The organism is Paenarthrobacter sp. E2MeOHC11 (genome assembly GCF_058744955.1).
The window spans coordinates 4,345,030-4,370,469 of record NZ_CP196673.1 but is presented as its reverse complement, the minus strand read 5'-3'; the positions used below and the strand labels follow the sequence as shown (position 1 = coordinate 4,370,469).

The 25,440-nt window shown below is 61.9% G+C and carries 25 protein-coding genes; 8 read left to right on the top strand and 17 right to left on the bottom strand.

All coding sequences use genetic code 11. The features are described from left to right. Nucleotides 1-81 precede the first annotated feature (81 nt). The 6 genes from yajC to pdxT all read right to left on the bottom strand — a co-directional run bounded on the left by yajC (nucleotide 82) and on the right by pdxT (nucleotide 4,505). On the bottom strand, nucleotides 82-465 hold the full coding sequence (gene yajC / locus ACSSVG_RS20285; protein WP_231338576.1) for a preprotein translocase subunit YajC: 384 nt from the start codon (nucleotides 463-465) through the stop codon (nucleotides 82-84). A gap of 145 nt (nucleotides 466-610) precedes the next feature. After that, nucleotides 611-1,687: a Holliday junction branch migration DNA helicase RuvB gene (gene ruvB, locus ACSSVG_RS20280; protein WP_231338577.1), complete on the bottom strand. Its 1,077-nt coding sequence runs from the start codon at nucleotides 1,685-1,687 to the stop codon at nucleotides 611-613. Next, complete coding sequence (ruvA, locus tag ACSSVG_RS20275; RefSeq protein ID WP_231338578.1) at nucleotides 1,680-2,324, bottom strand: Holliday junction branch migration protein RuvA; 645 nt, start codon at nucleotides 2,322-2,324, stop codon at nucleotides 1,680-1,682. The genes ruvB and ruvA overlap by 8 nt, the downstream gene beginning before the upstream one ends. Nucleotides 2,325-2,420: 96 nt before the next feature. Next, on the bottom strand, nucleotides 2,421-2,999 hold the full coding sequence (gene ruvC, locus ACSSVG_RS20270) for a crossover junction endodeoxyribonuclease RuvC (protein WP_231338579.1): 579 nt from the start codon (nucleotides 2,997-2,999) through the stop codon (nucleotides 2,421-2,423). A 45-nt stretch (nucleotides 3,000-3,044) separates the two neighbouring features. After that, nucleotides 3,045-3,800, bottom strand: coding sequence for a YebC/PmpR family DNA-binding transcriptional regulator (locus ACSSVG_RS20265; protein WP_159699151.1), 756 nt, complete (start codon nucleotides 3,798-3,800; stop codon nucleotides 3,045-3,047). A gap of 3 nt (nucleotides 3,801-3,803) precedes the next feature. Next, nucleotides 3,804-4,505, bottom strand: a complete 702-nt coding sequence (gene pdxT / locus ACSSVG_RS20260) for a pyridoxal 5'-phosphate synthase glutaminase subunit PdxT (protein ID WP_231338580.1) — start codon at nucleotides 4,503-4,505, stop codon at nucleotides 3,804-3,806. A 102-nt stretch (nucleotides 4,506-4,607) separates the two neighbouring features. Between pdxT and ACSSVG_RS20255 the strand changes: the two genes are divergently transcribed. Beyond that, a complete protein-coding gene (locus ACSSVG_RS20255) occupies nucleotides 4,608-5,939 on the top strand; it encodes a Mur ligase family protein (RefSeq protein WP_231338581.1) in 1,332 nt (443 codons plus the stop codon). Continuing rightward, nucleotides 5,936-6,694 carry a type 1 glutamine amidotransferase gene (locus ACSSVG_RS20250; protein ID WP_231338582.1) on the top strand — a complete coding sequence of 253 codons (759 nt, stop codon included), beginning with the start codon at nucleotides 5,936-5,938 and terminating at the stop codon, nucleotides 6,692-6,694. Before ACSSVG_RS20255 ends, ACSSVG_RS20250 begins: the two co-directional genes overlap by 4 nt. Nucleotides 6,695-6,697: 3 nt before the next feature. Here ACSSVG_RS20250 and ACSSVG_RS20245 read toward each other — a convergent pair whose 3' ends face one another. Then, on the bottom strand, nucleotides 6,698-7,963 hold the full coding sequence (locus tag ACSSVG_RS20245) for a CapA family protein (RefSeq protein WP_231338583.1): 1,266 nt from the start codon (nucleotides 7,961-7,963) through the stop codon (nucleotides 6,698-6,700). A gap of 73 nt (nucleotides 7,964-8,036) precedes the next feature. Between ACSSVG_RS20245 and ACSSVG_RS20240 the strand changes: the two genes are divergently transcribed. Further along, nucleotides 8,037-10,049 carry a M3 family metallopeptidase gene (locus ACSSVG_RS20240; RefSeq protein WP_492415983.1) on the top strand — a complete coding sequence of 671 codons (2,013 nt, stop codon included), beginning with the start codon at nucleotides 8,037-8,039 and terminating at the stop codon, nucleotides 10,047-10,049. Nucleotides 10,050-10,108: 59 nt separating this feature from the next. On the opposite strand, the gene pdxS is transcribed toward ACSSVG_RS20240, so the two are convergent. From pdxS to ACSSVG_RS20205, 7 genes are all read right to left on the bottom strand, one after another. Continuing rightward, nucleotides 10,109-11,035, bottom strand: coding sequence for a pyridoxal 5'-phosphate synthase lyase subunit PdxS (pdxS, locus tag ACSSVG_RS20235; RefSeq protein WP_017197521.1), 927 nt, complete (start codon nucleotides 11,033-11,035; stop codon nucleotides 10,109-10,111). Nucleotides 11,036-11,290: 255 nt separating this feature from the next. Next, the gene (gene pgsA / locus ACSSVG_RS20230) at nucleotides 11,291-11,920 is read right to left on the bottom strand and encodes a phosphatidylinositol phosphate synthase (protein ID WP_231338585.1); all 630 of its coding nucleotides are present in this window, start codon (nucleotides 11,918-11,920) and stop codon (nucleotides 11,291-11,293) included. Beyond that, entirely contained in the window at nucleotides 11,910-12,503 is a 594-nt protein-coding gene (locus ACSSVG_RS20225) for an HIT family protein (protein WP_159703044.1), read from the bottom strand. The genes pgsA and ACSSVG_RS20225 overlap by 11 nt, the downstream gene beginning before the upstream one ends. 19 nt (nucleotides 12,504-12,522) lie before the next feature. After that, nucleotides 12,523-14,532: a threonine--tRNA ligase gene (gene thrS / locus ACSSVG_RS20220; protein ID WP_253468305.1), complete on the bottom strand. Its 2,010-nt coding sequence runs from the start codon at nucleotides 14,530-14,532 to the stop codon at nucleotides 12,523-12,525. 131 nt (nucleotides 14,533-14,663) lie between these two features. Further along, complete coding sequence (locus ACSSVG_RS20215) at nucleotides 14,664-18,164, bottom strand: DNA polymerase III subunit alpha (RefSeq protein WP_492415981.1); 3,501 nt, start codon at nucleotides 18,162-18,164, stop codon at nucleotides 14,664-14,666. Between the two features lie 3 nt (nucleotides 18,165-18,167). Next, entirely contained in the window at nucleotides 18,168-18,518 is a 351-nt protein-coding gene (locus ACSSVG_RS20210; RefSeq protein WP_492415979.1) for a DUF6504 family protein, read from the bottom strand. An 82-nt stretch (nucleotides 18,519-18,600) separates the two neighbouring features. Continuing rightward, nucleotides 18,601-19,662 (bottom strand): FAD-dependent monooxygenase, encoded by a 1,062-nt coding sequence (locus ACSSVG_RS20205; protein WP_492415978.1) that lies wholly within the window; start codon nucleotides 19,660-19,662, stop codon nucleotides 18,601-18,603. A gap of 53 nt (nucleotides 19,663-19,715) precedes the next feature. Here ACSSVG_RS20205 and ACSSVG_RS20200 point away from each other — a divergent pair, with 53 nt between their 5' ends. Then, on the top strand, nucleotides 19,716-20,252 hold the full coding sequence (locus ACSSVG_RS20200) for a TetR/AcrR family transcriptional regulator (protein ID WP_253468308.1): 537 nt from the start codon (nucleotides 19,716-19,718) through the stop codon (nucleotides 20,250-20,252). 45 nt (nucleotides 20,253-20,297) lie between these two features. Further along, complete coding sequence (locus tag ACSSVG_RS20195) at nucleotides 20,298-20,687, top strand: hypothetical protein (protein WP_014921999.1); 390 nt, start codon at nucleotides 20,298-20,300, stop codon at nucleotides 20,685-20,687. 3 nt (nucleotides 20,688-20,690) lie between these two features. Here ACSSVG_RS20195 and ACSSVG_RS20190 read toward each other — a convergent pair whose 3' ends face one another. Further along, on the bottom strand, nucleotides 20,691-21,437 hold the full coding sequence (locus ACSSVG_RS20190) for an SOS response-associated peptidase (RefSeq protein WP_253469246.1): 747 nt from the start codon (nucleotides 21,435-21,437) through the stop codon (nucleotides 20,691-20,693). Between the two features lie 169 nt (nucleotides 21,438-21,606). Here ACSSVG_RS20190 and ACSSVG_RS20185 point away from each other — a divergent pair, with 169 nt between their 5' ends. The 3 genes from ACSSVG_RS20185 to ACSSVG_RS20175 all read left to right on the top strand — a co-directional run bounded on the left by ACSSVG_RS20185 (nucleotide 21,607) and on the right by ACSSVG_RS20175 (nucleotide 23,720). Beyond that, nucleotides 21,607-21,864 (top strand): mycoredoxin, encoded by a 258-nt coding sequence (locus tag ACSSVG_RS20185; RefSeq protein ID WP_492415976.1) that lies wholly within the window; start codon nucleotides 21,607-21,609, stop codon nucleotides 21,862-21,864. A gap of 141 nt (nucleotides 21,865-22,005) precedes the next feature. Further along, a complete protein-coding gene (locus tag ACSSVG_RS20180; RefSeq protein ID WP_159703023.1) occupies nucleotides 22,006-23,091 on the top strand; it encodes an S-(hydroxymethyl)mycothiol dehydrogenase in 1,086 nt (361 codons plus the stop codon). Next, complete coding sequence (locus tag ACSSVG_RS20175; RefSeq protein WP_231338591.1) at nucleotides 23,088-23,720, top strand: MBL fold metallo-hydrolase; 633 nt, start codon at nucleotides 23,088-23,090, stop codon at nucleotides 23,718-23,720. Before ACSSVG_RS20180 ends, ACSSVG_RS20175 begins: the two co-directional genes overlap by 4 nt. 162 nt (nucleotides 23,721-23,882) lie before the next feature. Here the strand turns inward: ACSSVG_RS20175 and ACSSVG_RS20170 are convergent, their stop codons facing one another. Further along, nucleotides 23,883-24,626, bottom strand: a complete 744-nt coding sequence (locus ACSSVG_RS20170; RefSeq protein ID WP_231338592.1) for a lipoate--protein ligase family protein — start codon at nucleotides 24,624-24,626, stop codon at nucleotides 23,883-23,885. Further along, a complete protein-coding gene (locus ACSSVG_RS20165) occupies nucleotides 24,626-25,429 on the bottom strand; it encodes a thioesterase family protein (protein ID WP_231338593.1) in 804 nt (267 codons plus the stop codon). The genes ACSSVG_RS20170 and ACSSVG_RS20165 overlap by 1 nt, the downstream gene beginning before the upstream one ends. Nucleotides 25,430-25,440: the final 11 nt, after the last annotated feature.

Sequence of the window (25,440 nt, the reverse complement as noted above, 5' to 3'; positions counted from 1 at the left end):
GGCTGACGCTGGTGAGCGTCTGCCGGCGGCTTTCCGATGCCGTAGAAGTTGCCTTGCGCGGTGTTGCCGCGACTGACGATCCTAGTTGTCCTTCTTGTCCTCTTTGTTGAGGCGCGCAATGGTTTCTTCCGGGGTCTCAACTGCGGCAGAAGCTTCAGCCTCTGCGGCGGTCAGGGAGGAAGCATCGTCCGGGACAACCGGGGCTTCCTCGGCAGGCGTTTCCACTACCTTGGTGACGGCCTGGCGGTGAACCGTTGCTTCGTTACCCGGGGAAAGTTCGATGACGACCTTGTTCTCGGCCTCGTCGATGGAGACGATGCGGCCAAAAAGACCGAAGCTGGTCATGACGTTGACGCCCGGAGCGAACTTGGACTGCATCTCAGCCTGTTGCTGCTGGGTCTTCTTGTTGCGGCGGAACATCATGAAGACAAAGAGTCCAAGCATGACGAACAGCAATATGGTCATTGGATCCACAGGGAAGTTCCGTTCTGTACTTACGTTTTGGTCCACGGCAACGTCCCTGGCGGATCCGCGAGGCGGACGCATGGATCAAGGACTCGAACGTGCCGAGCGTCATACCAGTCTAGAGGGAAAAGCTGAACACGGCGTGTTAACCGATGGTATCTACGCTTTCGGCGTGGTTTTCATCGTCGCCGAAGAGAGCCAGGGCCTCCTGTCCGAACACCCCGGCCGGCACAGCATAACCAAGATGCGTCCAGGCCGATGCCATGGCGATGCGGCCCCGCGGCGTGCGCCCCAGCAGTCCCTCGCGCACCAGGAACGGCTCGGCCACCGTTTCCACCGTTTCCGGCTCCTCACCTACAGCAATGGCCAAAGTGGACAGGCCAACAGGACCACCATTGAACTTGGTGATCAAGGCTTCAAGCACGGAGCGGTCCAACCGGTCCAATCCCCGGGCATCCACTTCATACATATCCAAAGCCGCCGACGCCGACCTGGCGTCAATTTGTTCGATGCCGTGAACCAGGGCCCAGTCGCGGACGCGGCGAAGGAGGCGGTTCGCGATACGGGGAGTGCCACGGGACCGGCCGGCGATCTCCGTAAACCCTGCAGAGTTCACCTTCAAATCCAGAAGACCGGCCGAACGGCGAAGGACCAGTTCCAGCTCCGCAACCGAGTAGAACTCGAGGTGCCCGGTAAAGCCGAACCGGTCGCGCAAGGGACCTGGCAGGAGGCCGGCGCGGGTAGTTGCCCCTACCAACGTGAAGGGCGGAAGTTCAAGGGGTATGGCGGTAGCGCCTGCTCCCTTGCCCACCACGATGTCCACACGGAAGTCCTCCATGGCCATGTAGAGCATTTCCTCGGCCGGACGGGACATCCTGTGGATTTCGTCGAGGAACAGGACCTCCCCTTCGGACAAAGAAGAGAGGATGGCGGCGAGGTCTCCGGCGTGTTGGATGGCCGGACCGCTGCTGATGCGCAGCGGCGCGTTCATTTCCGCGGCGATGATCATGGCCAGCGTGGTCTTGCCGAGTCCGGGCGGACCGGACATCAAGACATGGTCGGCGCTGCGTCCCCGCATTTTTGACGCTTCAAGGACGAGCGCCAGTTGTTTACGGACGCGGTGCTGCCCAACGAAATCGTGCAGGTTCTTAGGGCGGAGGGCGGCTTCAATAACCCGCTCTTCCGGCTCCTCTCCCCCGCTGACGAGAGACTGCTCAGCCACGGCTGCCTACGCGGTTGCCGGCGCGGGCGCCGTCCTGGCCCAGCCAACGCAGCGTAGCGCGGAGGATTTGAGCCACGTTTCCTGCATCCACCAGCTCCGGCGAATCGGCCATGGCTTTGTCGATGCTTCCTGTGGCATCTTTTTCGGACCAGCCCAGGCTGGTCATCGCAGCGACTACCTGCGGCTTCCATTCGGCCTTGATGGCGGCCTCAGGGGCCGAGGTTGTGCCTGTCCCGTGCGGGACCAACTTACCCGCCAGTTCCAGGACAATCCGGCCGGCGACTTTGGGGCCAATTCCCGGTACCTTGGTGAATGCCTTGCCGTCGCCGGTGTGCGCTGCCACCCGGATTGCTTCGGGCTCGTGCACAGCCAGGACGGCCAGCGCCAACCTCGGTCCCACTCCGCTGACGCTGAGCAGGACATCGAACACTTCGCGTTCGTCGTCGTCCGAGAACCCGAACAACGTCAGTGAATCTTCCCGGACGATCATGGAAGTGAAGAGTTTGGCTTCGGTTCCAACTTTGAGGTGGCTCAGGGTCTGCGGCGTGGCGTAGACGCTCATACCCGCACCGTTGAGGTCAATGACGGCAGTGGACAACCCCACGTGGGCTACGGTTCCACGGAGAAAACTAATCAAGACCCGGCTCCTGAATTAATACGGCCCAAAGCTGTTAGGGCCCGATGCGGACTATCCGAACATATCTACGAATACCCTAGCAAGGACGGCGCACAATCACCGTCCACGGCGCGCTTTTGCTTCGGCTTCGGCCCATGCCTTTTGCGCCGGAGTCAGCGAACCGGCACCCACAGCGCCACCCGCCGCCCCCATTCCGCTGCCAGCACGCCACGCGTGAGTGAGGGCGAGGGCCAGGGCGTCAGCGGCATCTGCAGGCTTGGGTGGAGCATCCAAGCGCAGGATCTTGGTCACCAACTTGGTCACGGCGTCCTTGTTGGCCGTCCCGCTACCGGTCACCGCGGCCTTGACTTCGGACGGTGTGTGCAACGCGACCGGGATGCCCCGGCGGGCGGCCGCCGCAATCACTACGCCGGAGGCCTGGGCGACACCCATCACGGTACTGACGTTCATCTGGGAGAAAACACGTTCGACGGCGACGACATCGGGCTCGTGCCGGTCGAGCCATTCATCGATGGCTTCGGCGATCACCAGCAAGCGCTTGTCCAAGGTCAAGTCCGCCGAGGTTCCAACAACCCCCACGGCCACCATGGTGGCGCGGCGGTTCCGTTCGATGTCCACCACGCCAATGCCGCAACGGGTAAGGCCCGGATCGACTCCCAATACGCGAAGAGTCAAGTCCGGGCCTTCCTGTTTGATATCAAAATTGTGTGCTGCCCCGGCCTACTCGGCGTCGAGGGCAGCCTGCACTTCCTCGCTGAAGTCCGCATTGCTGTAGACGTTCTGGACATCGTCCAGGTCTTCCAGTGCATCGACGAGCTTCATGAACTTCTTGGCACCGTCAACATCGAGTTCAACCTGCATGGACGGTACGAACTCGGCCTCATCGGTTTCGTAGTCGATGCCGGCATCCTTGAGGGCGTCACGGATGGCTTGAAGGTCGGAAGGCTCGGAATGGATCTCCCAGTTCTCGCCACTGTCCTTGACTTCTTCGGCTCCGGCTTCCAGGACGGCCATCAGGATGTCATCCTCGCTGAGGCCGTTCTTCGGCAGAACCACGACGCCCTTGCGGGCAAACAGGTAGCTGACCGAACCGGGATCGGCGATGGTGCCGCCGTTGCGTGAAATGGCGAGGCGCACCTCTGAAGCTGCCCGGTTCTTATTATCGGTCAGACATTCGATCAGCAGGGCCGAACCCTGCGGACCGCGGGCTTCGTACATGATTTCGGTGTAGTCGACTACCTCGCCGGTGAGGCCCGCTCCACGCTTGATGGCGCGGTCGATGTTGTCATTGGGAACCGAGGTCTTCTTTGCCTTGGTGACAGCGAGTTCCAAGCCCGGGTTACCGGCAAGATCCGGGCCACCCATGCGGGCAGCAACTTCGATGTTCTTGATCAGTTTTGCGAACGACTTTGCACGCCGGCTATCGATGATGGCTTTCTTGTGCTTGGTGGTCGCCCATTTGGAGTGGCCTGACATGCTTTACGCTTCTCCTCTGATCATTCGAATAAAGAGTTCATGCACGCGCTTCTCCCCAGTCACTTCCGGATGGAAGGAGGTGGCCAACAGGTGGCCGGAGCGCACTGCAACAATTCTAGCCACTCCGTGCAAAGTAGCCGTGTGGCTGGCATGGTCCGGATCAACCTGCGCCAGGATTTCAACGTCCGGTCCTACCCGTTCAACCCACGGTCCACGGATAAATACAGCGTGGACGGGATCCACGCCGGACTCCCCGGCGCTGAAGTCCAGGCCCTTGAAATCAAGATCCGTTTCGAAGGATTCGCGCTGGCGTCCAAAAGCGTTCCGGCGAACCGTGATGTCCAGGCCGCCGAAGGTCTGCTGCGGATTACCGTCAAGATCCTTTGCGGGGTCGGCAATTTCTTCGGCGAGCAGGATCATTCCAGCGCAGGAGCCGTAGACCGGAAGGCCGTCCCCTATCCGCTTTCGGATCGGATCGCGAAGTTCGAAAATCCGGGACAGTTTGTCGATGGTGGTGGATTCGCCGCCGGGGATAATCAGGCCGTCAATGTCTTCCAGCTCGGACGGCCGGCGGATGCCCACGCCGGTGGCTCCAGCGGCCTCCACTGCGTGGATGTGCTCGCGGAAGTCGCCTTGGAGTGCCAGAACGCCGATCCTGAGTCCTGAACCCACGCGCGATGAAGCGTCGGAAAGGGGGTTGGTCATTGATCCATCATAGTGCGGCATAGCTGCCGCCACGTCTTCTGCGACCTCCGTGGACGGCCCGCGGGCCGGGTTCCATGCCCTGACTGGGATATATTACAGAGCATGCTTTCCTTCAGCGTCCCCCTCGGCAAGCTGGTCCGCACACTGTCCCGGCTTCGGGGTGGAGGATCAGCTTTTCCCGGCCTCGTGGTCGAGAAAATCGACCCCGGCTTCATGCAGCGAACGCTGGCCTCCCTTCCCCACGGCGTTGCCGTAGTCAGTGGCACCAACGGCAAAACCACCACCACCAAGATGGTGGTGGAGCTCCTCGAAAGCCAGGGCCTGAGGGTCTTCACCAACCGCACCGGCAGCAACTTCACCCGCGGCGTGGCCGCTTCACTCCTCGGTGAGGTGGATTGGCGCGGAAGGCTTGACGCCGACATCGCCATTCTTGAACTCGATGAAGCCCATGCGGTGCACTTCGTCAACAAGGTCCAGCCCCGCTTCAGCCTCCTGCTGAATGTCCTCCGCGACCAGTTGGACCGCTTTGGCGAAATCGACAAAACCGCCCGGTTGCTGGAGCACATCGCGTCCAAAACAACGGACACCGTGGTCCTGAACCGCGAGGATCCACGTGTTGCGCGCATCGCCAACATCCTCCAGGCCGCTGACGCGCTGCACCACCCCAATGTCAGGTATTTCGGTCTCGATGAATCATTGCGGAGCACCTTTCCCAACGACGACGACATGCGCACTTCCGGCTCGGGCCCGTCGCCATCGGGCACTTCGGTTGCCGCGGCGGTTGGTGAGGTGGTCGATTTACCGGCGGCCGACGTCGTACTCCGCCGGGTTGGGGCGCAAGACGCTGACTTTGAGTTCGACGGCCGGACAGTCAGCACGGAAATGAAGCTGCGTGGCGTCTACAACATCTTCAATGCAGCTGCCGCCCTGTCACTGGCGCGCGCCGTCCTTGGCACCGGCCCTGTTGACACTCCCAAGCTCGTCAAGGCCCTGGCCGATGTAGCTCCCGCGTTCGGTCGTGGCGAAAGCCTTACCGTGGATGGACAGCCCCTGGAACTTGTCCTCGTGAAGAACCCCAGCGGGTTCAGACTCGGGCTCAAGTCCTTCCCCGCCGGTGGTTACGCAACGATGATCGCCATCAACGACAACTACGCGGACGGCAGGGACATGTCCTGGCTCTGGGACGTCGAATTCGAGTCTCTGCGGGCAGATGGCGTGGAAGTCCTCACCGGTGTCCGCGCCTATGACATGGCGCTGCGGCTGCAGTACGACGACGTCCCCTTCGGCGCCGTGGAACCGGATATCACCGCCGCCTTGCGCCTCTTCATCAACGGCTCCCGCGGCAAGCCCAAGCGGATCTTCTGTACCTACACCTCCATGCTCGCCATTCGCCGCGAACTCGCCAAAATCACCATAGTTGAGGTGGTCTCATGACCTCGGAAGCACAATCCACCCCAGAGGCGGAGCAAAGCAAAGGAAGACTTCGTATCCTCCAGCTCTACCCGCGGGAAATGAACATTTACGGTGACTGGGGCAATGCACTTGTCCTGAAGCAGCGCATCAAATGGCACGGCTACACTCCGGAGCTGCTGGAATACAACGTGGGTGACGAATTTCCCGACGACGTCGACATCGTGGTCGGTGGAGGCGGACAGGACAGCGGACAGGTGGTCATTCAGGATGACCTCCAGTCGCGGGCCGATCACCTCCGGGAACTTGCCGATGCCGGGGCACCCATGTTGGTGATCTGCGGTCTCTATCAGCTTTTTGGCAAGTTCTTCAAGACCAGCGCCGGACCCGTCATTCCCGGCATCGGCATCCTGGACGTCGAAACCCACGGGACCGATGAGCGGCTCATCGGAAACGTGATCATGAAGTCAACCGAGTTCGGAGACATCATGGGCTACGAAAACCACAGCGGGCAGACCACCCTGGGTCCCGGCGTCGAGCCTCTCGGAACCGTCACCAAGGGTGCAGGGAACAACAGCAAAGATGGACACGAGGGCGCACGCTACAACAATGTCGTAGCCAGCTACCTGCACGGCTCCTTGCTGCCGAAGAACCCGGCGATTGCCGATTTCCTCATCCGGACAGCGGCCGAGCGTAAGTACGGCACCTTCGTCCCGGGAGCGCCCGACGACGACTACGCCCGCCTCGCGCGCGAACACGCTGCCCGGCGGCCGCGCTAGGGCCTACTTTTCCTTGGTGATCAACAGTTCGTGGGCGCCGGCAGTTGCTGCGCCCATGGACTCGACCACCGCTTTGGTTCGCTGGTGGGTCGCAGCGTCCGCGGCGGGCGTTGCGCAGACTCCCTGTGGAGCATCGCTGGCCACCGAGCACCACCGGTAGGGATCCCGGACGATCACGGAAGGCGCCCATGCAAGGTCCGATGCGGTCCAGGCACCTGCGGCGTTCTGGCTGAACTGTGCCCTGACCAGCAGTCCTTCGTTATTGACCACATACCAAGGCGACAATTCCGTGATGCCGTTTCCCAATCCGTACACAATCCACGTTCCCTTGTAATTCTCGATCGGCAGCACAGAGTGGGTGTGGTGACCGTAGATCATGGTGAACTGGCCGCTGTCCACCAACGCGTGCGCAACATCCTGCTGCTGGGTATTTGCTTCGCTTGCGTACTCGTCACCGGCATGCATGACTCCCAGCACGATGTCCGCCCCCAGCGCCTTGGCCTGCGTTGCTTTTGCGATCATTGCTGCGGGATCAAGCTCATCGACCAACCACGGGTACTCGGGAATTTGTCCGTTGTGGCCGTAGGTCCCGATGATGACTGCCACCTTTGCGGCGTCCGTTTCAAGCATGAGTATTTCCTTGGACGCGGCCTCCGTCCGGTAGGAACCCGTGTGCTTGAGTCCGGCCGCGTCGAGTGCATCGAGTGTCCGCAGAAGCCCATCGGTCCCACGGTCAATGGTGTGGTTGCTCGCCGTGGTGCACGCCTGGTAGCCAACATCCTTGGAGGCTGTGATGATCTGCGGTGGAACGTTGAACGAAGGGTAGGCCGAGAAAGGCCCCTCCGGCGTGGCCACCGGTGTCTCCTGATGGCAGATTGCGAGGTCGCTGTTGCGGATATAGCGCCGTTGACCTTCGAGGAGGGGGACAAAGGTGTAGCCGGGCAACCCCGCCGCAGCGGCGTCGGCCTTCGCTTGTTGCCAGAGCTGGGTATGGACCAGCATGTCGCCCGTCACCGTAATGGAGGTGCAACGCAGTTCCGGGCACGCAGGGCCTTTGCCGGGGGTTGGGTTCGGAGCGGGAGTGCGCGTCGGCGCCGGCGTCTGCGGGGCTGGAGCCGATGCGGCATTACTGCGGTTCTGGTCCTCGTTTTCGGCAATGACACCGCAGGCACCCAGAGACAGGGCAAGAGCCGCAGTCATCAGCACGATTGCCGGCTTTGGAGGACGGATCCACGCCACTGTAGATGTGATTTTGCCCATGGTTTTCATCCTAGGGCGGAAGGCCGGTGGAACCGGGCGCGCCGCTCTTGAGGACACGATTCTTACGTGAAAGAGTCACTTCATGACCAATCCCCTCTTGACTCCCAGCACCCTGCCGTACGGCCTGCCGCCCTTCGCCGGCATCACCCCCGGGCATTATGCCGAGGCTGTCGACGCCGGGCTGGCCGGGCACCTGCAGGAAATCCAGCTGATCACCGGCAACCCCGAACCCGCGACCTTCGAGAACACGGCCGTGGCCATGGAACGGTCGGGACTTCTCCTGAACAGGGCGGCAGCAGCGTTCTTCACGCTGGTCGCAGCAGACGCCTCCGATGCCATCCGAGAGCTTGAGACGAAGCTATCACCCAGGTTCTCGGCGCATCAGGATGCCGTGTACATGAACCGGGAACTCTACGAACGGTTCGCCGCCATCGACACCGGAGATCTCGACGCCGAGTCTGCGCGTTTGGTCGAGGAGTACCTCAAGGAGTTCCGGCAGTCCGGCATCCAGCTTGACGATGCGGGCCAGTCACGGCTGCGCGAAGTCAACGCGGAACTCTCACGGTTGGGCACCGAATTCGGCCAGCGTGTCAAGGAGGCCATGAAGTCCGCGGCGCTGGTGCTCGATGACGCTGGAGACCTCGCTGGCCTGCCGGCCGAGGACATCGCCGGCGCAGCCGAAGCCGCGAAGGCCGCCGGACATGACGGGAAGTACTTGCTGACGCTGATTCAACCCAGCAACCAGCCAGCCCTGGCATCGTTGGAGAACCGGTCCATCCGCCGTCGTCTGCATGAAGCGTCCCTGGCGCGCGGAATCGATGGCGGGGACTTGGATGTGCGGGACCTCGTTACAGCAACGGTCCAGCTGCGCGCGGAGAAGGCTTCGCTCCTGGGATTTACGAACTTTGCCGAACTGGTGGTGGACCAGCAGACAGCACCTGGCTTCGGCGACGTCCAGGCGATGCTGCACCGGATGTCAGCTGCGGCCATCCGCAACGCCCAGGCAGAGGCCGACGCCCTGGCGGAATCAGCGGGGCATGATCTGGAACCGTGGGATTGGGCCTACTATTCGGCCCGGGTCCGCAAAGACAAGTTCGAGGTGGACGAGCAGGCGCTGCGCCCCTACTTCAGCCTCGAGACCGTTCTCACCGACGGCATATTCCATGCGGCCACGGAGCTTTACGGCATCACGTTCCACGAACGAGCCGACCTTGTGGGCTACCACCCTGACGTACGCGTGTGGGAGATCCGCGACCGGGACGGCAGCGGACTTGGCCTGTTCCTCGGCGACTACTACACGCGGGAGTCCAAGCGCGGAGGAGCCTGGATGAACTCCCTCGTGGAGCAATCCCGGCTGCTGGGCACAAAGTCCGTGGTGATCAATAACCTCAACATCACCAAACCTGCCCCCGGCGAGCCGGCGCTGCTGTCCCTGGATGAGGTCCGGACCGTCTTCCACGAATTTGGGCACGCACTGCATGGCCTGTTCTCGGATGTCACGTACCCGCGCTTCTCTGGAACATCCGTTCCCCGGGACTTTGTGGAGTATCCGTCGCAGATCAACGAGATGTGGATCATGTGGCCCGAGGTCCTGGCCAAGTATGCCCGCCACTACTCCACGGGCGAAGTCCTCCCCCAGTCCACCGTGGACAAGCTCAATGACTCACTGCTGTGGGGCGAAGGATTCGCGACCACCGAGTACCTTGGAGCTGCGCTCCTGGACCTCGCGTGGCATGTCCTCCCGGAAGCAGGCGTCCCGGACGATGTCCTCGCCTTCGAGGCCAAAGCCCTTGCCGACGCCGGCATCGCACACCCCCTGATTCCACCCCGGTACAGAACCGGCTACTTCCAGCACATCTTTGCCGGCGCAGGCTACGCAGCGGGCTATTACTCTTACATCTGGAGCGAGGTACTGGATGCAGACACCGTGGAATGGTTTAAGGAAAACGGCGGCCTGACAAGGGCGAACGGCGATCACTTTCGCTCAGAGTTGCTATCACGGGGTAACAGCCGGGACCCGCTGGTTTCATTCCGGGCATTCCGTGGCCGCGACGCAGAGCTGGAACCCCTCCTGAAACGCCGCGGACTGGAATAAAAACGACGGCGGCCGGTCACCTCGGAAGGTGACCGGCCGCCGTCGTACTGCTTTGCTTGCTACCAGCCGCGCTCTGCGAGGCGGTGGGGCTGCGGGATGTCGTCGACGTTGATGCCCACCATGGCTTCCCCGAGGCCGCGGGAGACCTTGGCAATGACATCGGGGTCGTCGTGGAAGGTGGTGGCCTTGACGACGGCGGCGGCACGCTCGGCCGGGTTGCCGGACTTGAAGATACCGGAGCCAACGAACACACCATCGGCGCCGAGCTGCATCATCATCGCAGCATCAGCCGGGGTCGCGATGCCACCGGCGGTGAACAACACCACGGGAAGCTTGCCGGTCGCGGCAACTTCCTTGACCAGCTCGTACGGGGCCTGCAACTCCTTGGCCGCAACGTAGAGCTCGTCCTCGGGAAGTGCTGCGAGCTTGGCGATCTCCGAACGGATCTTGCGCATGTGCCCGGTCGCGTTGGAAACATCACCAGTACCGGCTTCGCCCTTGGACCGGATCATCGCCGCACCCTCGTTGATGCGGCGCAAAGCCTCACCAAGGTTGGTGGCACCACAGACGAACGGAACGGTGAAGTTCCACTTGTCGATGTGGTTGATGTAATCCGCCGGGGTCAGGACCTCGGACTCGTCGATGTAGTCAACACCGAGGGACTGCAGGACCTGGGCTTCGACGAAGTGGCCGATGCGGGCCTTGGCCATGACCGGGATGGACACGGCGGCGATGATCGCATCGATCATGTCCGGATCCGACATGCGGGACACGCCACCCTGGGCGCGGATATCGGCCGGGACACGCTCGAGCGCCATGACAGCGACGGCACCGGCGTCTTCGGCGATGCGGGCCTGCTCGACGTTAACGACGTCCATGATGACGCCGCCCTTGAGCATCTCCGCCATGCCCCGCTTAACGCGGCTGCTGCCCGTGACGCTGTTCGCGGACGAACCGGCTTCGTTGCTTACATCTGGTGTAGACACAAAAACCCCTATGGGTAGATAAACGACCTTCTTGCCGGAGGCACGCGCAGCCACACGACCGCAATCAGCGCACACCGGGTTTCAGGTCAAGGTGACCAAGTACTAGTAATAGTAGTCGCACGTTGCATGGTGGCAGTACATTCATTACTGCCTTCACGGGCAACAAAGGGGGCTGTGATAGGACAGCTGCACAACCGCCGGGGACAGAATCTGGTCGGATGCCAGTTCCCATGGGAAGGGTGGCGGCGTAGGCCTTCAGCCAGCTGGCGGTCCATCAGCCTCGGCCATGGCCTGCCGGCGCACAGTAGCCATCCGCTGAATGATGGTCACGACGCTGGCCAGTGCCAGCAGGATCAAGGTCCCGAACAACACAACGGGCGGAAGCCCCAACCCCGTCAGCCCTGCTATGAGCAGCACCGATGCCAAACGCTCGGCACGCTCGGCGATCCCTACGCTCGCTTGGTACCCCAGGGACTCTGCTTTGGCCCTGGCATAGGAGACAACCATTCCAAGGACAAGGCAGACGACGGCGGCAGTACCGATCGCTGAATCCCCGCCGTGGGTGAAGAACCAGATGGCGAGGCCGGCAAAGATTGCCCCATCTGCCAAACGGTCCAGGGTGGAATCCAGGAAATTGCCCCAGCCACCGCTTCTGCCCTGGAGACGCGCCATGATGCCGTCCACCACATCCGAGAACGCGAAGAAAGCCACGACGACCGAACCCCACCACAGCTGGCCCAGCGGATAGAGCACAAGGCCGCCGAGGATAACGCCGGCCGTACCTGCCATGGTCACAGCGTCAGGAGACACGCCGATCTTGAGGAGCCAGCGCGCAAGGGGGGTGAATAGTGAAGTGAAGAAGCCGCGCGCATGCCTATTGAGCATTCGACTCCCCCGGCCAGGCTTCGGCCACTAGCTTGCGCACCTCGTCAAGTGTTTGGGTGATGGCCTTGGTCTGGGCGATGATCGGGAAGAAGTTTCCATCCCCGCCCCAGCGCGGAACCACATGTTGATGAAGATGCGCAGCAATGCCCGCGCCGCCGGTGACACCCTGGTTCATGCCCAGGTTGAAGCCACTGGGATTCGAAACCTTCCGGAGCACCCGCATGGCGGTCTGCGTTAATTCGGCGAACTCGGCCGTCTCCTCCACCGTGATGTCCGTGTAGTCAGGCACATGGCGATAGGGACAGATCAACAAGTGCCCCGGGTTGTATGGGAAAAGGTTGAGGACCACGTAGCAGGTCCTCCCCCGGTAGACGATCAAGGATTCCTCGTCGGAGCGCGTGGGCCCTACACAGAACGGGCAGTCATCCTTGTTCTTGAATTGATCCTGCCCGCCCTTGATGTAGGCCATGCGGTGCGGAGTCCACAGGCGCTGAAACGCGTCCGGTACGCCCGCCAATCCGAAGTCATCGGTTACGTCGGCGTCACCTGGTAGGTCAGCTGCCGCGCCTGTGTTCTCCTGCACCGTCTTTGTGTCCGTTCCGTCAGCTCTCGCGGTTCTTGACGGCGTCCACGATCCTGCGGACGGCCTCGGCCACCGGCACGCCGTTGTCCTGGCTGCCATCGCGGAAGCGGAACGAGACCGCGCCGGCCTCAGCATCCTCACCGCCGGCAATCAGAACGAAGGGGATTTTGTCCTTGCTTGCAGTGCGGATCTTCTTGGGGAAGCGGTCCGACGAGATGTCCACTTCGGCACGGATGCCCGCCGCCTTGAGCTGGCCCACGACGTCGAACATGTAGTCGTTGAATGTCTCGGCCACAGGGATGCCAACTACCTGCACTGGTGAGAGCCATGCGGGGAACGCCCCGGCGTAGTGCTCGGTCAGGACACCCATGAAGCGTTCAACGGATCCGAAGAGGGCCCGGTGGATCATTACCGGGCGCTGGCGCGTGCCATCCGCTGCCTGATACTCCAGTTCGAATCGTTCCGGAAGGTTGAAGTCCAACTGGATGGTGGACATCTGCCAGGTCCTGCCCAGGGCGTCTTTCGCCTGGACCGAGATCTTGGGACCGTAGAAGGCAGCTCCACCCGGATCCGGCACCAGCTCCAGGCCCGAAGCAGCGGCAACCTCGGACAAAGTGCGGGTAGCTTCCTCCCAGGCGGCGTCGTCGCCAACGAATTTTTCTTCGTTCTTCGTGGAGAGCTCCAGGTAGAAGTCATCCAGGCCGTAGTCCTTGAGGAGGCCCAGGACGAAGTTCAGCGTGGTGGTGAGCTCTTCCTTCATCTGCTCGCGGGTGCAGTAGATGTGGGCATCGTCCTGTGTCATGCCACGGACGCGTGTCAGGCCGTGCACAACGCCGGACTTCTCATAGCGGTACACCGAACCGAATTCGAAGAGGCGCAGCGGAAGTTCGCGGTATGACCGGCCGCGGGAGCGGAAGATCAGGTTATGCATGGGGCAGTTCATCGGCTTCAGGTAGTAGTCCTGGGCCGGCTTGCGTACGGTGCCGTCGTCGTTGTACTCGGCATCCACCTGCATCGCCGGGAACATGCCGTCCTTGTACCAGTCCAGGTGCCCCGAAACCTCGTAGAGGTGTCCCTTGGTGATGTGGGGGGTGTACACGAACTCGTAGCCGGCATCCACGTGGCGTTGGCGGGAGTAGTCCTCCATGGCCTTGCGGATGATGCCGCCCTTGGGGTGGAACACCGGGAGGCCGGAGCCCAGCTCGTCCGGGAAGGAGAAGAGGTCAAGTTCGACGCCGAGCTTGCGGTGGTCGCGGCGCTCGGCTTCAGCGATGCGTTCCTGGTAGGCCTTGAGGGCTTCCTTGGTAGGCCAGGCTGTGCCGTAGATACGCTGCAGCTGCTGGTTGTTCTGGTTACCCAGCCAGTAGGCGGCGGACGAGCGAGTCAACGCGAACGCATTGGAAATGATCTTGGTGTTGGGCAGGTGCGGGCCGCGGCAAAGATCGCACCAGACACTCTCGCCGCTCTTCCTGTCCACGTTGTCGTAGATCGTGATGTCGCCGGCGCCGACCTCGACGTTGACGCCCTCAGCGGCGTCGCTTGCGTCATTCTTCTTGCCCAGCAGTTCCAGCTTGTAAGGTTCGTGGGCCATAGCCTCGCGGGCTTCATCCTCGTTGACCACACGGCGCACGAACTTCTGGTTCTGGTTGATGATCTTTTGCATCATCTTTTCCAGCGTGCGCAGGTCTTCCGGGGTGAAGGGTTCAGCGACATCGAAATCGAAGTAGAAGCCGTCAGTGATGTAAGGGCCAATGCCGAGCTTTGCATCGGGGCGCAACTGCTGAACTGCCTGGGCCATGACGTGGGCAGTGGAGTGGCGGAGCACATTGAGTCCGTCGGGTGATTCGATGGTGACGCCCTCGACGTTAGTGCCTTCGGCGAGAACCTGGTCAAGGTCCGTCAGCACACCATTGACTCGGGCTACAACGACGTCGCGGCGCTCGAAGAAGAGTTCCGCGCCGGTAGTCCCTTCCGTCACCTTGGTCTCTTCGCCATCGACGATGAGGGTGATCTGTTGGGCATCTGACACGGGTGTCTCCTATTCATAGTTAAGGCTTCATAGCTTGTGGCGTACGGGGACCACAGCCAGCCACCGTCAATCGTATCTGCTTCGGCTGGGGCGGCCAAAGCAGCGCGCCGACGCCGGATTCAGAGGCCGGATCAGCTTCCAAGGCCAGTGATGGCAAGGTTCCTGGAGATGCCGTGCAGGGGCCCTCTGTGCGTGTATTCATCAGGCAGGCCACCTCCGGCAGGGCGAAGCTCTGGGTATGGCAACGTTTCAGGCTGGCCGAGGTCCCAGGCTTTGGTGGCGCTCAGGCTGATTCCCTTGGGACCGGTGCGCCTTGTGGTTCCACGGATCAACAGAAGGCGCGTACCAAACAGCAAGGGTCCGGATTCTTCCTGGGCTTCATGGAAAAAGACCGAATCCACGCAACCAGTGCCGTCATCGATGCTGATGAAGACCACGCGCCTTCCACCACGCATAGGCGGAGTTTGCGTTGCTACCCGCACCCCTGCCACCAGCACTTCTGTCCCATTCCGAAGCCCGAGGAGTTTATCGGCAGTGGTGACTCCCAGCTTGTCCAGGAGGGGCCGGTGACTGTCCATAAGGTGCTCACTGACATCGACGGCCATCAGGTCCAGCTCCGCCCTGACGTTGTCCACCATGGACGGCTCGGGAAGCTTTGCAGCCAGGTTCCTCAACTCAACATCGCCAAGAGCAAAGGACAGCTGTCCATCGATAACGTCAGTGGTCTTTTTGCTGGGGCTGCTTTGGAGGGCCTGCAGGTGCTGCACAAGATCCGCCCGGTTCGCCTTGCCACCTGAGTCCTTGTGAAGGGCATCAAAAGCCCCAAGTTGGGCAAGCCTCTTAATGTTCGGCTTGCTGACTCTTGCGCGTGCCCTCAGGTCTGCGAGGGAATCGTAGGGCTGTCCTGCCACGATCCTCTTCAATTCAGCGCCCGATAACCCATAGATTCCAGTGAAGCTCAAACGAATACCAAGCTTGCCCTGATCATTGCCCTGCTGGATTTTCTCCACCCGGTATTCGGCATGGCTCCGGTTGATGTCCAGGGGAAGGATGGGTATGCCCAGCCGACGCGCTTCGGCGACCAGAAGGCGTTTGGGGTACATTCCAGGATCGTGCTCCCACAATCCTGCCAGGAACGCCTCCGGATGATGGGTTTTCAGCCAGGCAGATTGGTAGGTGGGCACGGCAAAAGCGGCTCCGTGGGCTTTGCAGAATCCGAAGCTGCCAAAGGCCTTCAAGGTTCCCCAGACTTTGTCCACTACCTCCGGGGAGTACTTCTTGATCGCTTCCCGCCGGAAGAATGCCTCAACCCCCGGTTCATGGATTTCATCGCCCAAAGCCCGCCGGAATTCATCCGCCCTTGCCAGTCCACAGCCGGTCATGACCTGGAAGGTCTTCAGGATCTGCTCATGGAAGACAGTAACCCCATGGGTCTCTTGCAAAACCGGTTTCAAATCCGGATGAGGGTAGACCTCCGGGGCAAATCCGTGCCTGTGCTCAAGGAAGGGCCGCACCATGTCCGATTTCATGGGGCCGGGCCGGAACAGCGAGATATCGATAATGAGGTCGTTGAATTCCCTGGGAGCCATCTTTCCTATGAGTTCACGCTGGCCTGGGGACTCGATCTGAAAACAGCCGAGCGTGTGGGTGCTGCGGATCAGTTCATAGGTGGGCTCGTCGTCGAACGGTACGGCGTTAAGGTTGATCCTGCCGTCTGCGGCGATGAAGTCCGGCCCTGTCCCGCCCGGCTCAACAGGATGCTTACCTGCGGCCACAACTTCTGCTTTGGACGGGTGAAGGCGAATGACTTCACGCACGGCAAAGGCCATGGCACTTTGCATCCTCACGCCAAGGACGTCCAGCTTGAGCATTCCCATGGGGTCCATGTCGTGTTTATCGAACTGACTCATGGGCAGTCCCAGTCCGCTGGGTTGAACCGGAGTCCGGTCCAACAGCGTGGCGTCGCCCAAAATCACCCCGCATGGATGCATTGAGATGTGCCGGGGAAGGCGGTCCAGCCTTTCGGTAAGGTCCACCAGGAGATCGAGTTGCTGGTTCTCCTCCAACCCACCTTGTTCCACCCGCCCGGCAAAATCACGGAGCTCCGGCTTCTCCACCAATGCTTCGCGGAATTTGCGGGCGGAGAACCTCCAGAGTTGCTTTGCGATCTCGCCTATCTCGCCGTCGTCCATCCCGAGTGCCAGTCCTGCGTCCCGGACAGCTCCTCGAGCCCTGTAGCCGTTCTGCATGCTCATGAGGGTGACGCGCTCGGATCCGAAACGCTCAAATATCTTTCGATAAACATTGTGCCGTTCAGCACTTTCGACATCGATGTCGATGTCGGGAAGCGTTGACCGGCGGCCTGACAGGAAACGTTCAAAAATGAGGTCGTGGCGGATCGGATCCACCTGGCTGATATCGATCAGGTAGTTCACAAGGCTTGATGCGCCCGATCCCCTGGCGGCAACCCTGACGCCCATATCAAGGATCATCCGGGATACCTCCGCCACGGTGAGGAAGTATGAGGCAAAACCCAACCGGGCGATGATTCCGAGCTCATGGTCCAACCGCGAGCGCAACTGCTTTTCGGCTTCTCCCTTGATGCCTGGGAATCTTCTGGTGATTCCTGCCTTGCAACGTTGCGTCAGTTCGACCATGGGGTCGCAGTCAATGCCGATAATGGTGGACTCCGGAACCACTGGTTTCTTCCACCCCATGTCCAGGACGGGGTCTATGCGGCATTTGTCTGCGAGCGCCTCAGTGTTGGCGAGCAGTTTGTGGAGGTCGGCTCTTCCCTGGCCTGCCGCGGTCATGATTTCTTTTCCGAGTTGGAGCATTTGCTGGGGTGTTTTCAGCCAGCCCTGCCCTGTTGGTTGCAGCAGGGGTTCCGTTGAGAGTTCAGGGAGGGATTTGAGGGTGCGTGCAGAGTCAAGGACGTCTGCGGTGGCGGCGCCGTCCTGGGCGCAAAAGCGCACGGCGTTGGTGAGGATGGCGGGGACGTTGTGCTCGAGGGCGAGTTTGAGCATCCGCACGGCATGTGCCGTACTGAGCGGTTCGCCAGGTGCGCTGAGGTGGGAGACGGTTTCGGTGACGATGGTCCCGGGCGGCATGGCGTCGATCCATTGCTTGAAGAGGGTCCTTGGACGCAAGTACTTGCGTCCACCCATGGCCCTGCCTACATCTGAGTTGGGGCCGATCAGGACTGTTAGAACCTGTTTGAGGGTTTTGGGGTCCAGTGTTCTTGAAGCGAGTTCACCTCTGGTGACTGCGACGGGGATTGCTCCGCCGGCTTTACCTGAGGTGCGTGCGTGGGCGTCGGATATGAGGCGGCAAAGAGCCCTGTATCCGGCGCCGTTGTTGTTGCCGTGGGCGAGGACGACGACGCGGCCCGCCACTTGGGTGCGTTGGTCGCCGTCGTCGTCGAATACCGCCAGGTCCACCCCCACGATGGGGTCGATGCCTGCATCCATGCATGCTTTGAGGTGCTTGACGGTGCCATACAGTCCGTCCCGGTCTGTGCAGGCGAGCGCGGTTGCGCCGTCTGCTGCGGCTGCTTGGGCCAGTTCATCCGGCCAGGAGACGCCGTAGTGTGCACTGAAGGCTGTGGAGACGTGCAGGTGGGTGAAGCTCAAGGGTCACGCTGCTTCGTCTGGCTCTACGGCCTGTGCCGGTGCTGCGTCATGGATGCGAAGGACCCTCCAGCGTCCGCTGCCAACGTGACGGACCAGGTCAAGTGTGATGGTGTCGGCGGTTGGTGTTCCTTCCTCCAGTTGCTGAAGCTGAAGCTGAACACGCCAGATCTCGTGGTCTACCAGTCCGGCACCGCTGCCCAGGGGTGCGCGGCTTTCTTCCAGCCACCATTGGCGTCTCTCAAACCATCGGACCGGTTCGTTGGAGACTGTGTACCGTGCCCCTTTCCATTGGACTTCCTGGGGCTGGCCCGTTTCCGCGCAGATGACGCCGACGGACTCACTGAACAGCCCCATTTCCACACCTCGTTTGCGTCGGAGATCCTTATTCGAATGTATGTTCGAATAAATTCAGTTTACGCCGACGCCGCGACAAAACCTACTTCGAAGTTCCAGCCCCATCCCGGGCTCTTGATACCCTCCTGCCCACCTGTTTCAGCAAGGCGTCGCGCCAGGGTTGCATGCCTTGGGCAAGGGCGATGCTCCCCATCAAGGAGGAGGCCATCCGTAGTTGCTGGGTGCGCAGTACGCGCTTCCTGCCATAGGCGGCGAGCGCGTCCTTCAATGGCAGGTCGTTGAGGAGCCCACCCAAGGTCACGGCATCGATCAGTGCTTCGCAGGCGCCCCTGCCCAGGTTGGGCGTCATGGCGTGGGCGGCATCCCCGACCAAGACCACATTGCCCCGCGCATAGCGGCCCAGTGGCGGGGTTGTCCAGATGCGTTGGGCCAGGGAATTGTCCGGAGTTGCCCGGTGAAGTACCTCCAGCACGGCCGGCGAGTAGTTGGCATAGCGGTTTCGCGTCAACTCCAGCGCTTCTGCGACATTTACCCTGTCCGGGCCCAGTTCTGAGCGGAAGGAGGCGTACCAGTTGGCTCCACCCCCTGCAGGTGCCAAGCCGAAGATCTCTCCGCAGCCCCAGTACTCGCCGACGTCCTCAGGGGAAGGGGTTCCAGGAACCACTCCGCGGACAGCCAGGAACGGCGTGGGTTTAGCTGCACTCCGATCACCCCAGGCGTCCCGCCGAACAACGCTGCGGACGCCATCTGCACCAACGGTCAACCACGCATCGCCGGGCAGGTGTTCCACCCTCCCCGTCACCCGACGCACGGTTTCAGGCACGGCAGAATCCAGCAACGCCAGCAGTTCAGGTCGGGAAAGCCCCATCAGCCCCTCCCCCTCCATTGACAGCATGGGTTCCCCTGAAGGGCTGCGGAGCGCACCGGCCTTGATGGTGGCTCCCCGGCTACGCGCTGCACCTAGAAGGCCCAGCACCGACAGTGCCTGCTGGGCTTCGGTCCACATGGCCAGGGTTGTTCCCACAGGGGGCAGTTCCGGCCGCTGTTCGTAAACCGTGACGTCGAACATCCCGGGATCGAGCCGGCTTGCGAGCGCCAGGCCGGCTATTCCGCCGCCGATGATCTCCACTTTTTTCATGCCCACACTGTACTACTACATTTGTAGTGCCGGTAGTGGTTTGCCGCTAGACTTTCGCCATGCCTGACCGACGAACACAGTTAGCCGATGCTGCGCTCGCAGTCGTCTCGGCGCAGGGCCTCAAGGGCCTGACGCACCGGGCGGTGGACGCCCAAGCCGGCGTCGCCGTCGGAACTACCTCGAACTATTTCCGCAACCGGGCCGCACTAGTGGGTGCCGCCGTCGACCGCGTTGAAGAACTGGACAGCCTCCTGCTGCAGGAAGGGAGGCTGGAATTGCCGACGTCGGCAGCGTCCCTGGCGGAGCAAATCGCCGGAGCGGTCATGGGACTCGCCGGGGAAAACGCCGAACTGACCCGGGCCCGTTTCGTTTTCGCGCTGGACCAGCCCGAAGTCGTCGCCGACGGGCACGAACGTTTGGTAGCGGCCTTGGCGCAACTGCTCGAAGCCATGGAGATCCCTGAAGCCCGGGCACGGGCCGAAGCAGTCTCCGATTACAGCGACGGCCTCGCGTTGCACCTGCTGACCGCCCGCAAGGGGCAAGTCAAGGACAGATCCGAGGTCGCCCGCACCATCGAGCGCCTGTTGGAAGGATGAGTCAAAGGGGTGGACGCCGGCGGGTCCACAGAGCAGGATTGTGGCATGAGCACCAATGACGCACTCCTGAAGCAGGTCAACATCTCCGCCGAAGACGACAACCTTGTGGCAAGGTTCGAAATCGATGGCAACATACCAGGCTCCGGCGCTTACGTCGTGGGCCTTGTTGCTGCCAGCGAGGACTATTCCTCACAGCGCAGGCTCGGTATCGAATTCATGAATGGCGAGGCGATCTCGTTCTATTCCTTCAACCATTCCCTCAGTGCCGAGGAAAACTATGACATCAAAGGCGTGGAGCACTCGGGCAACGTCATCACGGGGAACTTTCCGATGTCGGCCATCCATGGGCTGAGCAAGGGCCACGTCATGACGGGCTTCAGCGAGGCGGACGGCCGGGAGTTCCAGTCCGGCGTGCCGGTGACAGAGGCTCTCTGACCGCTAGAAGAGGCCTTCCACCGGCTCGATGAGTTCCGGGGAGTTGTTCCGGACGTTCCCCACGGCACTGCCCACAGGATCCAGCGTCCAGCCAGCAGCGGCATCGTGGGCCCTGGAACGGACCAGTTCCACCAGCCCTCCGGCGTCCTTCTCCCGCGGATCCAGCCAGGCTTCCATCGTCTCTGTGCTCATGGGCAATGGAACACGGTCATGGAGCGCTGTCAGTTCGTCAAAGACCGAGGCGCTGCGCCGCGTCCGGGCCACATCTGCCGTGGGAGTGTCCGCGGTTAGAATGGACATGGACAACAACCAGCGGCCCGGGTCGTCATCAGATGCCGACTGATCCCGCCACCACTCATACAAGCCCGCAAAGACCAGGCCTTGGCCATCTCCCGGGTGCACGTAATAGGGCTGCTTGTTCTTCCCCTCGCCCTTTTTCCATTCGTAGTAGCCGTCAGCGGGAACCGCGCAACGACGTGCAACAGCGGCCTTCTTGAAGGAAGGCTTCTCCAGAAGGGTCTCGCTGCGTGCGTTGATAAGGCGCGCACCCCCCTTGGGATCCTTCGCCCATGAGGGCACCAGGCCCCACTTGGCAACATGGAGCTGCCGCTTCGGGTTGTCATCGACGAGTCTTTCCAACACGATGGGAACAGCGTCGGTTGGTGCTACGTTCCACGACTTCCCAAGGGCAATTTCGTTCTCAAGTTCGGCGTCGAAATCGGCAAGCAGGTCCCCCACCGCACGGGCCATGACATAACGTCCACACATGCGACCAGTCTGCCCTTTCCTGAATGAACGCACCAGCGCAAGGGTGTGACGTCACCCCGCTACCCGGCCGCACGGGAATTATTCGGTCCCGGGTTACCGTTGTTACGAACGAACCACCACCGTGAAAACGACCACTACTGAGGAGAGCTCTGTGGACTTCACTCCCGACTCCGGCACCATCACCATGTTCTCGACCACCTGGTGCGGCTACTGCAACCGCCTGAAGAAGCAGCTGGACGCCAAGGGCATCGGCTACACCGAGATCAACATCGAAGAAGTAGATGGCACGGCCGAACTCGTCGAGAAGCTCAACGGTGGCAACCGCACCGTCCCCACTGTGCTGTTCCCCGACGGAACCGCGGCCACCAACCCCTCCGCCTCCGAAGTTGAGAACCGCCTCGCAGCATAGGCGCCATCAGCCGGCCGAGGTTGGGCCCGCACGGAACAATCCACATACTGTCTGCCACGTGTGATAGACAGATTGGGAATCCGTAGCGGGCCCTGCTGCATTTAAGGGCCCTCTCTCCGCGAGCCCGAAGGGAACATCTCCATGGTCCACGCTGTCAAAGGTGTCGTCGTCCGCTCCAAAGGCGCACCCGCAACCCTCGAAACCATCCTGGTTCCCGAACCTGGCCCCGGCGAAGCCCTGGTGGACATCCTCACCAGCGGCGTCTGCCATACAGACCTCCACTACAAACTCGGTGGCATCAGCGACGACTTCCCGTTCCTGCTCGGCCACGAAGCCACCGGCGTGGTCAGCGCAGTAGGACCCGACGTCACCGATGTCGCCCCCGGCGACCGCGTGGTCCTCAACTGGCGCGCCGTCTGCGGCAACTGCCGCGCCTGCAACCGCGGCCAGGCCCAGTACTGCTTCAACACACACAACGCGACCCAGAAAATGACCCTCGAAGACGGCACTGAGCTCTCTCCCGCGCTGGGCATTGGCGCCTTCATCGAAAAGACCTTGGTCGCTGCCGGCCAATGCACCAAGGTAGACCCCGACGCCGATGCCGCCGCCGTCGGCCTGCTCGGCTGCGGTGTCATGGCAGGTTTGGGCGCAGCGCTCAACACCGGCGGAGTCAAGCGCGGCGACTCGGTTGCCGTCATTGGTTGCGGAGGCGTAGGCGTTGCAGCCATTGCAGGAGCCGCGCTCGCAGGCGCCACCACCATCATCGCCGTGGACATCGATGCCAAGAAGCTCGAACGCGCCAAGGAACTGGGCGCCACGCATACCGTCGACTCCTCCGCAGGCGACCCCGTGGAGGAAATCCGTGCCCTCACCGGTGGCTTCGGAGCAGACGTGGTGATTGACGCCGTCGGACGTCCCGAAACCTACAAGCAGGCCTTCTACGCCCGCGACCTCGCCGGAACAGTGGTCCTGGTGGGCGTCCCCACCCCGGAGATGACCCTGGAATTGCCGCTGCTGGACGTCTTTGGCCGAGGCGGGTCACTCAAGTCTTCATGGTACGGAGATTGCCTGCCCTCCCGGGACTTCCCCATGCTCGTGGACCTGTACAAGCAAGGCAAGCTTGACCTGGATGCGTTCGTCACCGAGCGCATCACCATCAACCAGGTCGAAGAAGCGTTCGACAAAATGCACCAAGGCGCCGTCCTCCGATCGGTGGTCGAACTGTGAACACCCTCCAGATTGATCACGTTGTCACGTCCGGCACTTTCTCGCTCGACGGCGGTACCTGGGACGTTGACAACAACGTCTGGATCGTCGGCGACGACTCAGAATGCATAGTGATCGACCCCGCGCACAATCCTGACGCTGTCCTGCAGGCTGTCAACGGCCGCACGGTCAAAGCCATCCTGCTGACCCATGGCCACGACGACCATATTCGCTCAGCCGGTGAATTCAGGGAACTTGCCAAGGCCCCCATCCTCCTGCACCAGGACGACTGGATGCTGTGGCGTGCGGTGTTCCCCGAGGTTGACCCCGACGCAGCGATCGCTGACGGAGAGGAGTTCACCGTTGCCGGCGCCACCTTGAAGGCCGTTCACACCCCGGGGCACTCACCGGGGTCCGTGTCCTTCCACCTCGCGGGCGAAGGAACGCTTTTCAGCGGGGACACCCTCTTCCAGGGCGGGCCGGGCGCCACGGGACGCTCCTACAGCGACTTCCCCACCATCATCGAATCCATCCGGACCAAGCTTCTTAGCCTTCCGGATGAAACGGTGGTCCGCACAGGGCACGGGGACTCCACCACCATCGGAGCGGAAAAGCCGCACCTGGACGAATGGATCGCCCGCGGGCACTGACCCCAGGGCCGCTGGTCGGCTGCCGTCCCATAAACCGGTGCGGCAGCCGGCTCAAGCCGGGGTATTGCTTTCCGCCGCCGTCGAATCCGGCGGCACCAGCACGTTGGCCTGCGGATAGTAGGCAGCGGCGCAGCCCCGCGCAGTGAAACGACGCACGTGCCCCTAGCCCACAAGGCTGCGGAAGTCGCCGTCGACGACGTCCGCATAACCGCGGTAGGCCTCAATGACTGCGTCCTCGACAGTCTTCACGTCCAAGTGCGGCAGCAGGTCGTTGGCCGCACCGGCGGTTGCGGGATCCCACTCGAGGCCCAGGGCAGCGTAGCTCGCCGTCAGGACATCGCGAATGGGTTGGGAGTTCTCCACCACTATCACTGAACTGAACAACCAACCACCGGAAACTACGCGTTGGGCGGTGCCTATCAGTTTGATGCTGTGGGCTGGAAAGTCCGGATCCTCGCCGTGGACGCTGAACTCACCGGGGCAGTATTCTCCCGGGATTTCGCCGACGGCGGCATGGACACCGACGCTTCGGAGCGCACCAGCCAGCAACTCACCGAACTCGGAAAAGCGGGCCTTGGCCCGAACGATTGCGTCTGGATGCGGCTCAATGTGGTCAATCACCAAGGTGCCCTGGTGATATGCGGCCGCCCGTCCTCCGGCTTTCCGTATCAGGGGTTCGAAACCAAGCTCCCGACAGGCTTCCTCCGCAGCAGGGAAACCAGGAAGGTTCGCGTCCCGCTGCCCGAACGCTACCGTGGGCAGCGGACGGTACAGGCGAAGAGAAGGACCCAACTGTCCGCTGCGGGCACGCTTCAACAGTTCCAGGGCGAAATCGAGGTCCTCCGCCGCACCCATCGATTCCAATTGGCGATACGCCGTGAGCTGGCTCCGCGCCTCGGCCGACATCAGCTCTTCCTCAACGTCAGGATTTGCTCGGCCCTGCCAAACGGTCCGTTGACGTCGTGGAGCACGGTGGACGTCAGGCCGATGCCGTCGCTTCCGAAGGAGACTTTGTTGTCCAGTCCCAGCCATTCACCGGACGGCGCCCGGTACATGTGGATCTGCAAGTCAACGTTGGGGAAGATGTAGCTGTTCTCCCCCGGAGGAACCCGGGCGGCGATCCCGTTGGCGGTGTCCACCAGGCCCATCAGCCGAGCAAGATCCGTGCTGTCCTGCTGGTCCGTCAAGGGGTGGGAGGTGCGGATCCACACCTTGCCGGATCCCGGACGGTGACCTTCAGCCAAGCGCATCTCCAGCGACCGGATGTAGCCACCGGGCCACACGCTGGCTCCGTCCCATGGCTTGCATGCGCCCGGGGCGGGCATGGACTCGTCTTCCACCGCGGCTACCGCACTGGTGTCGCTGGTGACCATACGCCAAGCCGCGGCGCGGATTGCCACCCTGCCTCCGGCCGAGAGTTCGGCTTGGATGAGCTCAATCGTCCGTCCCGGCCTCACCGTTGAGGTGGTGATGTGGAACTCGCCGCCTGGTATCAGCCCGAGGATTTCGTAACTGATCCGCGCCAGGCGGACATCGTCCCTGGGCTCATGCCTGACAAGGGCCTCGGCAAGGATGCCGGAGGCTGGAGCCATGTGTTGTTCATGGGGATTCCAGGCGCCCTGGGCATGGATCGTGGAACGGTAGCGTCCCTCGCCCAACGATTCGTAATAGGAATCGCCATCCGCCAGTTCCGGTAATGCAGTAGTCAACCCCGAGCCTT

Coding starts and splice junctions, on each gene's coding strand:
- ACSSVG_RS20265 (WP_159699151.1), bottom strand. CDS start 3,800: ATGTCAGGCCACTCCAAATGGGCGACCACCAAGCACAAGAAAGCCATC.
- ACSSVG_RS20250 (WP_231338582.1), top strand. CDS start 5,936: ATGACCTCGGAAGCACAATCCACCCCAGAGGCGGAGCAAAGCAAAGGA.
- yajC (WP_231338576.1), bottom strand. CDS start 465: ATGACCATATTGCTGTTCGTCATGCTTGGACTCTTTGTCTTCATGATG.
- ACSSVG_RS20240 (WP_492415983.1), top strand. CDS start 8,037: ATGACCAATCCCCTCTTGACTCCCAGCACCCTGCCGTACGGCCTGCCG.
- ACSSVG_RS20170 (WP_231338592.1), bottom strand. CDS start 24,626: ATGTCGGCCGAGGCGCGGAGCCAGCTCACGGCGTATCGCCAATTGGAA.
- ACSSVG_RS20190 (WP_253469246.1), bottom strand. CDS start 21,437: ATGGCCCGTGCGGTGGGGGACCTGCTTGCCGATTTCGACGCCGAACTT.
- pdxT (WP_231338580.1), bottom strand. CDS start 4,505: ATGACCAACCCCCTTTCCGACGCTTCATCGCGCGTGGGTTCAGGACTC.
- ACSSVG_RS20255 (WP_231338581.1), top strand. CDS start 4,608: ATGCTTTCCTTCAGCGTCCCCCTCGGCAAGCTGGTCCGCACACTGTCC.
- ACSSVG_RS20200 (WP_253468308.1), top strand. CDS start 19,716: ATGCCTGACCGACGAACACAGTTAGCCGATGCTGCGCTCGCAGTCGTC.
- ACSSVG_RS20245 (WP_231338583.1), bottom strand. CDS start 7,963: ATGAAAACCATGGGCAAAATCACATCTACAGTGGCGTGGATCCGTCCT.
- pgsA (WP_231338585.1), bottom strand. CDS start 11,920: ATGCTCAATAGGCATGCGCGCGGCTTCTTCACTTCACTATTCACCCCC.
- ACSSVG_RS20180 (WP_159703023.1), top strand. CDS start 22,006: ATGGTCCACGCTGTCAAAGGTGTCGTCGTCCGCTCCAAAGGCGCACCC.
- ACSSVG_RS20210 (WP_492415979.1), bottom strand. CDS start 18,518: ATGGGGCTGTTCAGTGAGTCCGTCGGCGTCATCTGCGCGGAAACGGGC.
- ACSSVG_RS20195 (WP_014921999.1), top strand. CDS start 20,298: ATGAGCACCAATGACGCACTCCTGAAGCAGGTCAACATCTCCGCCGAA.